The organism is Duganella paludis, assembly GCF_054461335.1.
Genome location: NZ_CM136922.1, coordinates 3,065,965 through 3,079,352, shown reverse-complemented (window position 1 = coordinate 3,079,352; position 13,388 = coordinate 3,065,965). Strand labels below are relative to the sequence as shown.

Here is a 13,388-nt window from a genome sequence, read left to right as displayed (position 1 = left end):
TATCACCTGGCGGCCAACTGCGCAGCACGGTAGCCCCACCATGCGGCCTCCTCGAAGACCGAGAAGCCCGACAGGTCGGCGTGCGCGAACAGGATGGGACCATCCACCTCGCGCAACGCCTTCATGCCGGCGTTGCTGCGGAAGTTGGGCCAAGGGACCGCCATCGCATGGCCGCGCAGCGTGATGTCGACCCGTTCGACGCAGGACGCGAACTGCGCGCCGTAAGCGGTTTTCAGGTCGGCGCTGGCCAGCGCCAGCAGCTCCTCCGGCTTGGCCGACGCCATCCAGCCGCGCGCGCTGCTGGCCTTGCGGTCCGACAGCGCCACGTAAGCGCTGAACACGGTCTTCTCCGGCGGCCGCACGCGGATGTCCTGGTGGGTGGAGACCACGAAGCCCAGTCCCGGCTCGCCGTACACCACGTTGTCCCAGGACAGCGGTTGCGGATTGGCGCCGCCTTGCAGCTCTTCCGGGAAGCGCTTGAGCAGGAAATTCGCCACCATCCACGGCGCGTATTCCGGCACGTGCTTGGCGGGGTCGAAACCGTAAGCCGCGATATTCTCCACCACGCGCGCCGCCACATAGGTCGGCATGGCGCAGATGGCTTTGCGGGCGCGCACCAGATAGGTGGACGGCTTGCCGTTTTCCAGCTTGAAGCACAGCGCCTCGACGCCGTCCGCCGTTTTCTTCAGCGACAGCGCCGTTCCCGCCATGCGCTTGACGGCCGCCGCACGCTCCATGCCGGAAGCCAGCGGTTGCAGGCCGCCCGGCCACGTGAGCCAGGCGCCGTCGCCGGCATTGGCCGCCTGTCCCCAGCGGCTGCAGTAGTAATGCAGGCCGGCCCACGCCGATACCTTGTCGTAGCGCGTGCCGTAGTCGTCGCGGCAGCAGTAGTTCAGATACCAGTGCAAGGTCGGCGACTTGTAGCCTTGCTGGTCCATCCACTGCTTGAGGGTGATGCGGTCCAGCGCCTGCCACTGCGGATCTTCCGACGACATCACGGTCGGGAACACGAACACGCGCCGGCCGTCCGCACCGTGCATGCCGCGCAAGCGGTGCACCTCATCGAAAAAGCGCTTGTGCTCATCGAGCTCCCACTGCGGCACGCCTTCGGTGGGGATGAAGCCTTCCTGCCAGTGGCCGTTGTACAGCAGGCGTTCCTCCGGCGCGTGCAGGATGAAACGCTCGTCGTAATACGGCTTCTCGGCCATCGCATCTTTTTGGATGATGCCGAGGTCCGCCAGGATCTCGCGCACGTGCGTGGATTCCGGCGACGGCAGCGGCAGATAGTGGCCGCCGGTCGGATACTCGTATTCGCCGAAGGCGCCGCCGGCGGCGTTGCCGTAGGGTTGGGGGCCGTCGATCATCAGCACATCGGTCTTGCCCAGCTTTTTCAGCTTCCATGCGGCCGTCAGGCCGGACATGCCCGAGCCGAGGATGGCGATGTCGGTGTGGATAACTTGCGACGGCGGCGGCAAGGCGCCGCGCGAGGCATGGTCGCGCAGGAAGTGGCCCTCGTCGCGGCCGACGTAGTGCACCTTCGGCGTGATCTCCTGCCAGCGCTGGAACGCCAGTCCGCTGCCGGCGGCGGCCAGCCCGGAAGCGCCGGCCCACACCAGGAAAGAGCGGCGCAGCATCAGCGGATCACCCGGCGCCAGTCCTGCTCGAATTCATGCACGAGCGACTGGGTGTTGAGACGGTTCGGCGCCATCGGCAGCGGCTTCATATCGGGCGGGAAGATGAACATCTCGCGCGTGGTGTCCGCGTTCAGGTAGCGCATCGGCAGGCGGTAGCTGGTGGGCGGCGTGTAGTTGGCCTGCGGCGTCGCCAGGATGAAGCCCCACTCGCCGAACGACGGCACGTAGGCGTGGAAAGGATAGGTTTTCAAACCCACCTCGCGCAAGGTGGAGTCGATGGTCCAGTAGGCATGCGGCGCGAAGAACGGCGACGTCGATTGCACCACCATCAAGCCGTTGGCCGCCAGGTGCTTGCGCACCATGCCGTAGAACGGCACCGAGTACAGCTTGCCCAGCGCGAAGCTGGAGGGATCGGGGAAGTCGACGATCACCGCGTCGAACATATCGTCGTTATGCTGCAGCCAGATGGCGGCATCGGCGTTCACCACGCGCACGCGCTTGTCCTTGAGCGAGCCGTGATTGAGCTTGACCAGTTCTTCGCGCTGCATGAAGGCGCCGGTCATGGCCGGGTCCAGGTCCACCAGCGTGACGTGCTCGATGTTCGGATAGCGCAGGATCTCGCGCAGCGCCAGGCCATCGCCGCCGCCCAGCACCAGCACGCGCCGCGCCCACGGCATGGGCTGCAGCACCGGATGCACCAGCGCTTCGTGGTAACGGTATTCGTCGCGCGAAGAGAATTGCAGGTTGCCGTTGATGTACAGGCGCGTGTCATCCTTCCAACGTGTGATCACCAGGCGCTGATAAGGCGTGGTGGTGGCGTAGACGATTTCATCGCCGAACAGGCCATGCTCGCCCCAGTAGGTCAGCTTGTCGGCGAAGGCGAAGCCGAACACCAGCACGCACAGCACGCCGCAGGCGCGCAGCATGCGGCCGGCGACATTTTTCAGCTCTGTGGAAAACACCTTGATTGTCCACAGGGCCACGCCGACGTTGAGCATCCCGAACAAAAAGCCGGTGCGCACCAGCCCCAGATACGGCGCCAGCACCAGCGGGAACAACAGCGATACCGCCAGCGCGCCGAGATAGTCGAAGGTCAGCACCTTGCTGACCAGTTCATTGAATTCCGTCTTGCGCTCGTTCAGCGCGCGCATCACCAGCGGCACTTCCATGCCGACGAAGGCGCCGATCAGGAACACCATGGTGTACAAGAGCGTGCGGAACGGCGCCGGCATCCAGGAAAACGTCAGGAACAGCAGCGCCGCCGACAGGCCACCGACCAGGCCGACCGCCAGTTCGATATCGACAAACCGCGCCAGCACATCCTCGTCGCGCACATACTTGGAGAAGTGCGCGCCGACGCCCATGGCAAACAGGTAGCATCCGATAATCGTGGAGAACTGCAGCACCGAATCGCCCAGCAGATAGCTCGACAGCGCGCCGGCGATCAGCTCATATGCCAGCCCGCAGGACGCCACCACGAAGACGGACAAGATCAGAATCTTTTTGGTCATTTACGTTCGTTTGCATTATTATCAAGTAATCACTTTACCTGAAGGTGCGCCGTGCCCGCCATCCTAAACTATCTGATTCACCTGCTATTGGCCGCCGTGCTGCTGGCGGTGTTCTTCAAAGCCTACACCTGGATGACGCCGTACGACGAGGTGAAGCTGATCCGCCAGGGCAACCACGCGGCGGCGCTATCGCTGGGCGGGGCGCTGATAGGTTTTTCCATCACCATCGGTTCGGCGCTGATGCATACTGCCGATTACCGCGAATTCTTCGCCTGGGCTTTCGGCGCCATGGTGGTACAGGGACTGGCCTACGCCATCACCACCCGTGTGCTGAACATGGCGAAAGACCAGATCGAAGCAAACAACACTGCGTTTGGCGGCCTGCTGTCCGCCATCGCCATTTCCATCGGCGTGATCAACGGCGCCTGCATCTCCTAATTCAAGCGAGGACCATCATGGGTATCGGCAGCTTTATCAAGAAGCAGTTTATCGATGTACTGCAATGGAACGAGGACAGCGACGGCGTGCTGGCGTGGCGCTATCCAATGGCCGACCAGGAGATTCAGAACGGGGGCCAGCTGGTGGTGCGTGAATCGCAGGTGGCGCTGTTCGTCAACGAGGGCCAGATCGCCGACGTGTTCGGACCCGGCACCCACACGCTGACCACGCGAACCCTGCCGGTGCTGACCAACCTGAAAAACTGGGACAAGCTGTTCGACTCGCCGTTCAAGTCGGATGTCTATTTTTTCAGCACTCGCGTGCAGACCGGCCGCAAATGGGGCACGCCGCAACCGATCACCATCCGCGACAAGGATTTCGACATGGTGCGCGTGCGCGCCTTCGGCATGTACTCGTACCGTGTGACCAATGCGCGCGCCTTCTTCACGGAGATCAGCGGCACCCGCGAGACCTACACCCGCGACGAGGTGGAAGACCAGCTGCGCGGCATCCTGATGGCGACCATGGCCAGTTCGCTGGGCGCGTCGCAAGTGCCCTTCCTCGACATGGCGGCCAACCAGGCCCTGATGGCGCAGCAGGTCAAGGGCGACCTGACCACCGCCTTCGCGCGCTACGGCATCGCGCTGGATGAATTCAACGTCGCCAGCGTCAGCCTGCCAGAAGAACTGCAGGCGGCACTCGACGATCGCATCTCGGCCGGCATGAAGGGCGGCCTGAGCGCCGACAAGATGGCCGGCTTCACCAAGTACCAGGTGGCCAGTTCGATTCCTCTGGCGGCCGGCAATGAAGGCGGCCTGGCGGGCATCGGCGCGGGTTTGGGCGCCGGCCTGTCGGTCGGCCAGGTGATCGGCCAGAGCATGGGCGCGGCGCTGGCGCCGCAGGCTGCACCTCCGGCTGCGGCTGCGGCGGTTGGTGAAGAACCGATCGAAGCGCGCCTCGAAAAACTCAAGGGCCTGCTCGACAAGGGCCTGATCTCGGCCGCCGACTACGACAGCGCTAAAGCCGAACTCCTGAAAAAACTGATCGGCTAAGCACGTGCAAATCGTTTCCTGTCCCAGCTGCGGCGCGGAGGTCAAATTCCGCTCGCATGCCTCGGTCATGGCCGTCTGCGAATATTGCAGCACGCGTGTGCTCAAGGATGCGGACGCGGTCAAGGACCTAGGCAAGATGTCGTCCGTGCTGGAGGACTATTCGCCGATCCAGATCGGCACCGCCGGTGTGCTGGGCGGGCGGCCGTTCACGGTGGTGGGCCGCATCCAGCTGCGCTATTCGGCCGGCATGTGGAACGAGTGGTTCCTGTTTTTCGACGATGGCAAAACCTCGTGGCTGGGCGATTCATCCGGCATGTACACCATCACCGCCGAATACCAAGGCGAGGCGCAACTGCCCTCCTTTGAGGAACTGACGCCGGGACGGACTTACCCGATCAACGGCGCGCCCTACCTGGCGGCCGAGATCCGCGTCGCCGATTGCGTCGGCGGCCAGGGCGAGCTGCCGTTCAAAGTGGGCGACGGCTATCAGGCGCGCGTGGCCGATTTCCGGCGCGGCGCGGAATTCATCACGCTCGATTATTCGGACTCGCCGCGCCCCGTGATCTACACCGGCCTGGCGGTGACGCTGGACAGCCTGCAATGCCAGCTGCTGCGCGACGACGACACCATCCAGCGTGCCGCAGGCCGTTATCGCGGCAAGCTCGATGCGCTCGATTGCCCGGCGTGCGGCAGCCCGATCAAGTACCTGCCGGGCGTGACGGCCAACCTGGTGTGCCCGGCGTGCGCCACGCAAGTCGATGCGGCCAGCCCGAAAGCGCAAGTGGTGGCGGCCGGCGAACGCGTTGCCGCCGTGCCGCTGACGCTGGAACTGGGCGCCACGGCCAAGATCAACAACCAGGAGTTCACCATCATCGGCATGATGCGCCGTGCCGACGATGAAGGCACGCAGTGGAACGAATACCTGATGTACGGCCCGCGCTCGGGCTTCTCGTGGCTGGTGGAGACCGACGAAGGCTGGTCCGGCGCCAACGTGCTGGCCGAGTGGCCGCTGGCCTATCAGCCGGGTGCACCGACGGTGCTTGTGGATAAAGTCCAGTTTTCCCGCCTGTACGATTACGGCTCGGTGGTCACCTACGCGGTCGGGGCCTTCAACTGGCGCGTGGCCGTCGGCGACCGCACCCAGGTGGAGGAATTCCAGGCCGGCCAGCTGCGGCTGGCGGCCGAGACCAGTGAGCATGAAATGACGTGGTCGCGCTCGTCGCCGGTGTCGGCCGACCAGCTGGCGCTGTGGTTTGGCGCGGCCTTCAAGGGCCGGCTGAAATCGCCGTCGAAGTCCAAGCCGTTCGCCAACAACCGCTATCGCAACACCGCCAAGTACATCATCTGGTTCATGCTGGCGGTGAACGCGATTCCGTTGTTGGCCAATTTTTCCGAGACCTGGTTCTTGAGCGCGGTCGGCGCGCTGGCCATCTACCTGCCGGCGGTCTTCCTCGATAACAATGACAAAGCATGAGTAAATATTTCATCTACGCGATCATCGTCACGCTGCTGACTTCCGGCAGCAGTTGGCTGCGCATGGGTGCAGGCGGCGGCGGAGGTAGCGGCTATCGCGGCAGCACCTGGAGTTCGCACACGGGCGGCGGCGGTGGCAGCTGGGGCGGCGGTTCCGGCGGCGGAGGTCACAAATGAAGCGCGAAGCCATCCCGACGGATACAGTGGCGGGCGCGGTGCACGCGCCTTCCGGCACTCACATGCTGGCCGACCTGAGCGGCATCGCCGCCGAAAAATTGTGCGATTGCGGCGCGCTGGAAGCGCTGTTGCGCAGCGCCGCCGAAGCGGCCGAGGCGCGCGTCCTGTTCAGCCACTTCCACGGCTTCGGCGAAGGCCTGGGCGTGACCGGCGTGGTGCTGCTGGCCGAATCCCACATCACCATCCACACCTGGCCCGAATGCGGCTTCGCCGCCGCCGACATCTTCATGTGCGGCAAAGCGCAACCGGAGTTAGCGCTCGCTCTCATTCAAAGCGCTTTACAGCCTCAGACAACGCATATTCACACCGCGCGGCGCGGGCCGCCATAAGGAGCCATCATGGGATTGTCCACCCTGGGGCAGATCGCCCTTCCCGTCACCAGCGCAGATCGCGCGGAGCAGTTTTATGGCGAAGCACTAGGCTTGCCCAAGCTGTTCCGCTTTGGCGACCTGGTGTTTTTCGACTGCGGCGGCGTGCGGCTGATGCTGGAAGGCGGCAAAGACAAGATCGACGCCGGCACCGGCGTCTGCCACTACTTCAAGGTCGAGCAGATCGAGGCCGTGGCCGCCGACCTGCAAGCCAAGGGCGTGAAGTTTGAACGCGAACCGCACCTGGTCGCCAAGATGCCCGACCACGAACTATGGATGGGCTTCTTCCGCGACCCGGACGGTCATCTGCTGGCGGTGATGGAAGAAAAACGCTGATCCTGGCGCGCTGCCAGTTTTTTCAGCAGCAGCGGCAAAAAGATCAGCGCTGAATCGATCAGCGCATGGGCGATCATGCAGGCGACCAGATCGCGCTGCCAAAGGTAGAGGCCGGTCAGCAGTACGCCGCCCATGGCCACGCCCACCAGATGGCTCCACGACCAGCTGCCCAAATGTGCGAGCGTGAACACGACCAGCGGTATCAGCGCCGCCAGCCACAGGCTGCCCGTGAGTTCATGAAGGCGTTCCATCGGGTAGCCGCGGAACATGATTTCCTCGGTAACGCCGGCCGTGATCGGCACGGCCCAGTGAAACCAGCGTGGCATGTCCAGCAGTTGCGCCAGCCCTTCCGATTTGATCTCCTTGCCCGCGCGGCTGGCCTGGATCACGCCGATGACGGACATCGCCAGCATGGTCAAACCCAAAGCCGCACCACCCAGCCAAGCCACGTAGTTGCCCCAAACGATGCCGATGCTGGCCAGCGTCCGCTGTTCCCACAGCAGCACCAACGCCAGGACCAGCAAACAGCCGGCCCAAGCCGTCGTCAGGCGGCGTACCTGCTTGGCAGGCCCGCTCTTTTCCCGGCGGCGGACATAGGCCAGCAACGACGGCAAGCCCAGGGTAAGCAGCAGGCCGACGATGGTCGCTGTCATGCGGCGGCTTGTTCCGCCGCCAGCGCGTTTTCTTTTTCGTGCGCGGCAACGGTGGCCGGACGGCTGTTGAAGCGCTCCACATACTGTTCGATGATGGGTAGCTTGGGGATGATGCCGAACATCAGCATCCAGCCGAAGGCCGTTCCCCACAACACATCCAGCGCGCTGAACTGTTCGCCCAGCAGGTAGGGGCCTTTGGACAACTGTTCCACCAACGTGTTGAACATGGTGTCGAAGTCGCCGTAGTGGCAGGCGGTTTTATCGGCCGGTTTGTTTTTCGACCACTGGTCGATGATGGCCGGTTCGAAGCAGCTGCCATAGAAGGCCATCCAGCGCAGGTAAGGGCCGCGCAGCGGGTCGCCCAGCGCGGGGGCCAGCTTGGCTTCAGGGAACAGGTCGGCCAGGTAGAGGTAGATGGCCACTTGCTCGGTCACCACGGCGTCGCCATGACGGATGGCGGGCACCTTGCCCATCGGGTTGATCGCCAGATATTCGGGCGCGCGGGTCTCGCCTTTTTTCATGTTCAGCACGTGCAGCTCGTAGGGCGCGTGCAGTTCTTCGAGCAGCGTCAACACGCCGGTCGCGCGCGAGTGGGGGCAGTAGTACAAGGTCAGTTGCTGGTTCATGCGTTTCTCCTGTCGGGGGATGAAAAACTCACGATAACTCTTGCTAAGATGGCGGTCTTGTAAAAACGCGAATACATCATGACAACGCTGCAAAGTGTACCTCGTCCTACCCGTGGTGTGGTCAATCCGGCGGCCGGCGAGAAGAAATTCCGGCTTGAGCAATACCTGCCTGATGCCGACCTGGCGCCATTCGTCGAGCACTTCTGGCTGGTGGCGTGGTCGCTGCCGGAAGGCGTGGTGCATGTGCAACGCACCCTGCCCTCGCCCTGCATCCACGTGGTGTTCGACGCCGGCCGCACGGCGGTGTTCGGCGTGATGACGGGCGCGTTTGAATACACCTTGCGCGACAGCGGCCGCGTGATGGGCGCGCGCTTCCGGCCGGGCGCGTTTCGCGCTTTCCTGAAGGCCGAGGTGCAGTCGATTACCGACCGCGAGCTGCCTTTGTCGGCGTTGTTCGATTGCGACGATGCGGAGGCCGAGCAGCGCGTGCTGGGCGCGGCGGATGATGCCGGCATGGTGGCGGCCTTCAGCGACATCCTGCGCACGGCCAAGCCCATGGAAGATCCGCAAACCACGCGCATCGCCGCGATACTCGACACCATTCAGCAGCATCCCGACATCACGCAGGTGCAGCAGTTGGCGGACCAGGTCGACATCAGCGTGCGCCGCTTGCAGCTGCTGTTCAAGGACTATGTCGGCGCCAGCCCCAAATGGGTGATCCGCCGCAACCGCCTGCTCGACGCCGCCGACCGCCTGGCCAAAGGCGATGACATCGACCTGGCCGCCCTCGCCCAGCAACTCGGCTACTACGACCAAGCCCACTTCACCACCGACTTCGAAAAACTCGTCGGCAAACCACCTGCCGACTACCGCCGCACTTGCCAACAAAGTTAAGCAATGAGACACTGCCTACTCCACTCAAACCACAGGAGATAAATCATGCGCCACGTAGATATTGCCCTCCTGTCGGCTGCCTGATTACGTCGGGACTCCCCTTCTTCCATTGGTGTTGACCCGCGCGTTATCGCGCAGCTGACTTCCCGTATTCGTCGCCCGTTCGCCTTGCTGCGAAGGGTATCGCTCGTCTTACCGGAATCAGGATATTCACACCATGATCGACATCGATTTTGAATCGCTGCGCCTTATCGGCTTAACCAACACCATCACCAGCCAGCTGCACCTTCTGCACGACGCACCGCCTGAAGCGCGCCTGGTCCGCATCACCGAAATCCAGCGCGAATGGCTGACCGTCCACGACGGCAACGCCGAGTTCCGCGCACGCGTGCTACCGGCGTTGCATCAGGCAACGCTGGCGGTCGGCGACTGGGTGCTCGACACCATGCTGGCCCATGACGAGCACTGGCTGTGCGCCCTGCTACCGCCTATCACACACATCAGCCGGCGCGGCAACAACGGCCGGCATCACGGCCTGGTCAGCAATGTGGACACCGCGTTGCTGGTAATGGGGCTGGACCATGATTTCAATCCGCGCCGCCTGGAACGCTACCTCGCCATCGTGAAGACGGCCAACGTTGAACCAGTGGTTGTGATGAGCAAAGCCGATATCGGCGAAGATGTGGAGGCGCGCATAGAACTGCTGCAACAGCGGCTGCCCGCCAGCATTCCGCTGCTGGCCGTGAACACGCTCAGCGAGGACAGCGCGTCGCAACTGTCGCCCTGGCTGGGCGCCAGCCAAACGCTGGTGTTGCTCGGGTCTTCGGGCGCGGGCAAATCATCGCTGACCAATACGCTGACGCAGGCCGGGCAGCAAACAGGCGGCGTGCGCAAGGGCGACGGCCGAGGAAGGCACACCACCACCTCGCGCTCGCTGCACCTATGCCCCGGCGGCGCCTGCATCATCGACACGCCCGGACTGCGCAGCTGGCAGCCCGACGCCGACGAAGCCGGCATCGCCGCCAGCTTCGAAGACATCGACGCATTGTCGGCACACTGCCAGTTCCGCGATTGCCGCCACGCCAGCGAACCCGGTTGCGCCGTGCGCGGCGCAGTCGATCCGGATCGCCTGCAGAACTACCACAAGCTGCTACGCGAAGCGCACCGCAGCGAGCAAACGCCGCTGGAGCGCATCGCCGAAGTCGCCAAGTGGAAAGTCATGCAACGCGCCGCCACTGCCCGCGCGAAACAAAAGGCCGGCGGACGATAAACGGACGACGCAATAAAAAAGGCAGCCGAGGCTGCCTTTTTTGCGGGTGCTGCTGTTGCGTTGCTTAGTGCTTCGCGCGCAGTTTGGCGATGGCTGCCAGCTGACCGATGGCCGCTGCCAGTTCCGCTTGTGCTTTCGCGTAGTCGATGCCGGCGGTGTTGTTGGCCAGCGCTTCTTCAGCGCGTTTCTTGGCCGCGGCCGCTTTGGCCTCGTCCAGATCCGCACCGCGAATCGCGGTATCCGCCAGCACCGTCACCGCGCCAGGCTGCACTTCCAGCAGGCCGCCGGCGACGAAGACGAATTCTTCTTCAGCCTGACCTGGAACCTGGATGCGCACCGCGCCCGGACGGATGCGGGTGATCAACGGCGTGTGCTTCGGGTAGATACCCAGCTCGCCCTGCTCACCCGGCAACGCGACGAATTCGGCTTCGCCAGAGTAGATCAACTCCTCTGCCGAGACCACGTCAACGTGAATAGTGTTTGCCATGTGTGTCCTATCGGGTAGAACGGCCCCGCCTTACAGCAGGGCCGAACAACTCAAACAATTAGTTGAGCTTCTTGGCTTTTTCGATGGCTTCTTCGATCGTGCCAACCATGTAGAACGCTTGTTCCGGCAGGTGATCGAGCTCGCCCGACGCGATCATCTTGAAGCCTTTGATCGTGTCTTTCAGCGAAACGTATTTACCAGGCGCGCCGGTGAATACTTCAGCAACGTGGAACGGCTGCGACAGGAAACGCTGCATCTTACGGGCGCGAGCCACCAGCAGTTTGTCTTCCGGCGCCAGTTCGTCCATACCCAGAATCGCGATAATGTCACGCAGTTCCTTGTAGCGCTGCAGGGTGCCCTGAACAGCGCGCGCGGTGTCGTAGTGCTCTTGACCAACGACCAGCGGATCCAGCTGACGCGAGGTCGAGTCCAGTGGGTCCACCGCAGGGTAGATACCCAGCGAGGCGATGTCACGCGACAGAACCACGGTCGAATCCAGGTGACCGAAGGTGGTCGCTGGCGACGGGTCGGTCAAGTCATCCGCTGGAACGTACACGGCCTGGATCGAGGTGATCGAACCGGTCTTGGTCGAGGTAATGCGCTCTTGCAGACGGCCCATCTCTTCGGCCAGGGTAGGCTGGTAACCCACTGCGGAAGGCATACGGCCCAGCAGTGCGGATACTTCGGTACCGGCCAGGGTGAAGCGGTAGATGTTGTCCACGAAGAACAGAACGTCTTTGCCTTCGTCACGGAACGCTTCCGCCATGGTCAGACCGGTCAGCGCGACGCGCAGACGGTTGCCTGGTGGTTCGTTCATCTGACCGTAGACCATCGCTACTTTCGAATTCTCTGGGTTTTCCAGATCAACGACTTTAGCGTCAGCCATTTCGTGGTAGAAGTCGTTACCTTCGCGGGTACGCTCACCAACACCGGCAAACACGGACAGACCCGAGTGTGCTTTAGCGATGTTGTTGATCAGTTCCATCATGTTCACGGTCTTGCCTACACCTGCACCGCCGAACAGACCGACTTTACCGCCTTTGGCGAACGGGCAAACCAGGTCAATAACTTTAATACCGGTTTCCAGCAGGTCCTGCGATGGCGACAGCTCGTCGTATGCAGGAGGAGCGCGGTGGATCGAAGCGATCTGGTCGTGAGCGACCGGGCCGCATTCGTCGATCGGGTTACCCAGCACGTCCATGATGCGACCCAGGGTAGCTTTACCCACTGGCACCATGATCGGCTTGCCGGTGTTCTGGATCATCATGCCGCGACGCAGGCCGTCCGACGAACCCAGTGCAATGGTACGCACGATGCCGTCACCCAGTTGTTGTTGTACTTCCAGCGTCAGCTCGGAGCCTTCCATCTTCAAGGCATCAAATACCTTAGGCATTGCGTTGCGTGGAAACTCAACGTCAACCACCGCGCCGATACACTGAACGATTTTGCCATCAGCCATGTTCGTTCCTTCAAATATAGTTAAATTCGTTTAAACCGCTGCCGCACCGGCGACGATTTCGGAGAGTTCTTTGGTAATCGCGGCTTGGCGGGTCTTGTTGTAGATCAGCTTCAGTTCGCCGATCACACTACCTGCGTTGTCGCTTGCCGCCTTCATCGCCACCATCCGCGCCGATTGCTCGGACGCCAGGTTTTCCGCAACCGACTGGTACACCAGCGCTTCTACATAGCGCTCCAGCAGTTCATCGATGACAGTTGCCGCGTCTGGCTCGTAGATGTAATCCCAGTTGTGATTACCTGCATCAGCCTGTTTCTTCGCAGCGGGCAGTGGCAGCAATTGCTCCACTACCGGTTCCTGTTTCATCGTGTTGATGAACTTGGTGTAGCACAGGTAAACCGCATCGACTTCGCCGTTCTGGAACTTTTCCAGCATCACTTTGACGGGGCCGATCAGTTTTTCCAGGTGCGGGGTGTCGCCGATCTGGGTTACTTGCGCAACCACCGGCACGCCGACGCGATTCAGGAAACCCAAACCTTTATTACCAATCGCCACTGCAGCAATCTTGTTGCCAGCGGCTTCCAGCTCACGCGTTTTGTTCGTCACCAGACGCAGCACGTTGGTGTTCATGCCGCCGCACAGACCCTTGTCGGTCGTGACGACGATGAAACCTACGGCTTTCGCCTCGTCCTTGGCTTCATCGGCCAGGAACGGGTGCGTGTACTCTGGATTTGCGTTCGCCAGATTAGCAGCGATGTTACGAATCTTTTCACTGTAGGGACGGGCGGCGCGCATGCGATCCTGCGCTTTGCGCATTTTCGATGCGGCGACCATTTCCATCGCCTTGGTGATCTTCTTCGTATTTTCTACGCTTTTGATCTTGCCACGTATCTCTTTGCCTACTGCCATGAGTCCTTACTCCTTCTGCGCTGAAGGCGATCCCGGAGGATCGC

At 62.4% G+C, this 13,388-nt stretch carries 15 protein-coding genes; 8 read left to right on the top strand and 7 right to left on the bottom strand.

What is annotated here, in order from left to right; all coding sequences use genetic code 11:
* Window positions 1-2: 2 nt before the first annotated feature.
* On the bottom strand, window positions 3-1,634 hold the full coding sequence (locus ACXZ1M_RS13780; protein ID WP_459053699.1) for an NAD(P)-binding protein: 1,632 nt from the start codon (window positions 1,632-1,634) through the stop codon (window positions 3-5).
* Entirely contained in the window at window positions 1,634-3,145 is a 1,512-nt protein-coding gene (locus tag ACXZ1M_RS13775; RefSeq protein ID WP_459053698.1) for a polyamine aminopropyltransferase, read from the bottom strand. The genes ACXZ1M_RS13780 and ACXZ1M_RS13775 overlap by 1 nt, the downstream gene beginning before the upstream one ends.
* Before the next feature lie 51 nt (window positions 3,146-3,196).
* Here ACXZ1M_RS13775 and ACXZ1M_RS13770 point away from each other — a divergent pair, with 51 nt between their 5' ends.
* The 6 genes from ACXZ1M_RS13770 to ACXZ1M_RS13745 are packed head-to-tail and all read left to right on the top strand — an operon-like array spanning window position 3,197 to window position 7,049.
* A complete protein-coding gene (locus ACXZ1M_RS13770) occupies window positions 3,197-3,583 on the top strand; it encodes a DUF350 domain-containing protein (RefSeq protein WP_459053697.1) in 387 nt (128 codons plus the stop codon).
* Between the two features lie 17 nt (window positions 3,584-3,600).
* On the top strand, window positions 3,601-4,635 hold the full coding sequence (locus tag ACXZ1M_RS13765) for an SPFH domain-containing protein (protein WP_459053696.1): 1,035 nt from the start codon (window positions 3,601-3,603) through the stop codon (window positions 4,633-4,635).
* Window positions 4,636-4,639: 4 nt separating this feature from the next.
* Window positions 4,640-6,109, top strand: coding sequence for a DUF4178 domain-containing protein (locus ACXZ1M_RS13760; protein ID WP_459053695.1), 1,470 nt, complete (start codon window positions 4,640-4,642; stop codon window positions 6,107-6,109).
* Window positions 6,106-6,285, top strand: a complete 180-nt coding sequence (locus tag ACXZ1M_RS13755) for a hypothetical protein (RefSeq protein WP_373989812.1) — start codon at window positions 6,106-6,108, stop codon at window positions 6,283-6,285. The genes ACXZ1M_RS13760 and ACXZ1M_RS13755 overlap by 4 nt, the downstream gene beginning before the upstream one ends.
* Entirely contained in the window at window positions 6,282-6,674 is a 393-nt protein-coding gene (speD, locus tag ACXZ1M_RS13750; RefSeq protein WP_459053694.1) for an adenosylmethionine decarboxylase, read from the top strand. Before ACXZ1M_RS13755 ends, speD begins: the two co-directional genes overlap by 4 nt.
* Before the next feature lie 9 nt (window positions 6,675-6,683).
* On the top strand, window positions 6,684-7,049 hold the full coding sequence (locus ACXZ1M_RS13745) for a VOC family protein (protein ID WP_459053693.1): 366 nt from the start codon (window positions 6,684-6,686) through the stop codon (window positions 7,047-7,049).
* Here the strand turns inward: ACXZ1M_RS13745 and ACXZ1M_RS13740 are convergent.
* Together ACXZ1M_RS13740 and ACXZ1M_RS13735 are read right to left on the bottom strand one after the other, a co-directional pair.
* On the bottom strand, window positions 7,016-7,702 hold the full coding sequence (locus ACXZ1M_RS13740) for a CPBP family intramembrane glutamic endopeptidase (protein WP_459053692.1): 687 nt from the start codon (window positions 7,700-7,702) through the stop codon (window positions 7,016-7,018). The genes ACXZ1M_RS13745 and ACXZ1M_RS13740 overlap by 34 nt on opposite strands.
* A complete protein-coding gene (locus ACXZ1M_RS13735) occupies window positions 7,699-8,328 on the bottom strand; it encodes a glutathione S-transferase family protein (protein WP_459053691.1) in 630 nt (209 codons plus the stop codon). Before ACXZ1M_RS13735 ends, ACXZ1M_RS13740 begins: the two co-directional genes overlap by 4 nt.
* A gap of 78 nt (window positions 8,329-8,406) precedes the next feature.
* Here ACXZ1M_RS13735 and ACXZ1M_RS13730 point away from each other — a divergent pair, with 78 nt between their 5' ends.
* Both ACXZ1M_RS13730 and rsgA read left to right on the top strand, forming a co-directional pair.
* Window positions 8,407-9,222 (top strand): DUF6597 domain-containing transcriptional factor, encoded by an 816-nt coding sequence (locus ACXZ1M_RS13730; RefSeq protein WP_459053690.1) that lies wholly within the window; start codon window positions 8,407-8,409, stop codon window positions 9,220-9,222.
* 217 nt (window positions 9,223-9,439) lie between these two features.
* A complete protein-coding gene (gene rsgA / locus ACXZ1M_RS13725) occupies window positions 9,440-10,492 on the top strand; it encodes a ribosome small subunit-dependent GTPase A (RefSeq protein ID WP_459053689.1) in 1,053 nt (350 codons plus the stop codon).
* A 64-nt stretch (window positions 10,493-10,556) separates the two neighbouring features.
* On the opposite strand, the gene ACXZ1M_RS13720 is transcribed toward rsgA, so the two are convergent.
* From ACXZ1M_RS13720 to atpG, 3 genes are read right to left on the bottom strand one after another with little or no spacing between them, the layout of a single operon-like run.
* Window positions 10,557-10,979, bottom strand: a complete 423-nt coding sequence (locus ACXZ1M_RS13720) for a F0F1 ATP synthase subunit epsilon (protein WP_459053688.1) — start codon at window positions 10,977-10,979, stop codon at window positions 10,557-10,559.
* A gap of 58 nt (window positions 10,980-11,037) precedes the next feature.
* Window positions 11,038-12,438, bottom strand: coding sequence for a F0F1 ATP synthase subunit beta (gene atpD, locus ACXZ1M_RS13715; protein WP_373989805.1), 1,401 nt, complete (start codon window positions 12,436-12,438; stop codon window positions 11,038-11,040).
* Between the two features lie 30 nt (window positions 12,439-12,468).
* A complete protein-coding gene (gene atpG / locus ACXZ1M_RS13710) occupies window positions 12,469-13,344 on the bottom strand; it encodes a F0F1 ATP synthase subunit gamma (protein WP_092280726.1) in 876 nt (291 codons plus the stop codon).
* Window positions 13,345-13,388: the final 44 nt, after the last annotated feature.

Coding starts and splice junctions, on each gene's coding strand:
- ACXZ1M_RS13740 (WP_459053692.1), bottom strand. CDS start 7,702: ATGACAGCGACCATCGTCGGCCTGCTGCTTACCCTGGGCTTGCCGTCG.
- speD (WP_459053694.1), top strand. CDS start 6,282: ATGAAGCGCGAAGCCATCCCGACGGATACAGTGGCGGGCGCGGTGCAC.
- ACXZ1M_RS13735 (WP_459053691.1), bottom strand. CDS start 8,328: ATGAACCAGCAACTGACCTTGTACTACTGCCCCCACTCGCGCGCGACC.
- ACXZ1M_RS13720 (WP_459053688.1), bottom strand. CDS start 10,979: ATGGCAAACACTATTCACGTTGACGTGGTCTCGGCAGAGGAGTTGATC.
- ACXZ1M_RS13745 (WP_459053693.1), top strand. CDS start 6,684: ATGGGATTGTCCACCCTGGGGCAGATCGCCCTTCCCGTCACCAGCGCA.
- ACXZ1M_RS13765 (WP_459053696.1), top strand. CDS start 3,601: ATGGGTATCGGCAGCTTTATCAAGAAGCAGTTTATCGATGTACTGCAA.
- ACXZ1M_RS13775 (WP_459053698.1), bottom strand. CDS start 3,145: ATGACCAAAAAGATTCTGATCTTGTCCGTCTTCGTGGTGGCGTCCTGC.
- atpG (WP_092280726.1), bottom strand. CDS start 13,344: ATGGCAGTAGGCAAAGAGATACGTGGCAAGATCAAAAGCGTAGAAAAT.
- rsgA (WP_459053689.1), top strand. CDS start 9,440: ATGATCGACATCGATTTTGAATCGCTGCGCCTTATCGGCTTAACCAAC.
- ACXZ1M_RS13755 (WP_373989812.1), top strand. CDS start 6,106: ATGAGTAAATATTTCATCTACGCGATCATCGTCACGCTGCTGACTTCC.
- atpD (WP_373989805.1), bottom strand. CDS start 12,438: ATGGCTGATGGCAAAATCGTTCAGTGTATCGGCGCGGTGGTTGACGTT.
- ACXZ1M_RS13730 (WP_459053690.1), top strand. CDS start 8,407: ATGACAACGCTGCAAAGTGTACCTCGTCCTACCCGTGGTGTGGTCAAT.
- ACXZ1M_RS13780 (WP_459053699.1), bottom strand. CDS start 1,634: ATGCTGCGCCGCTCTTTCCTGGTGTGGGCCGGCGCTTCCGGGCTGGCC.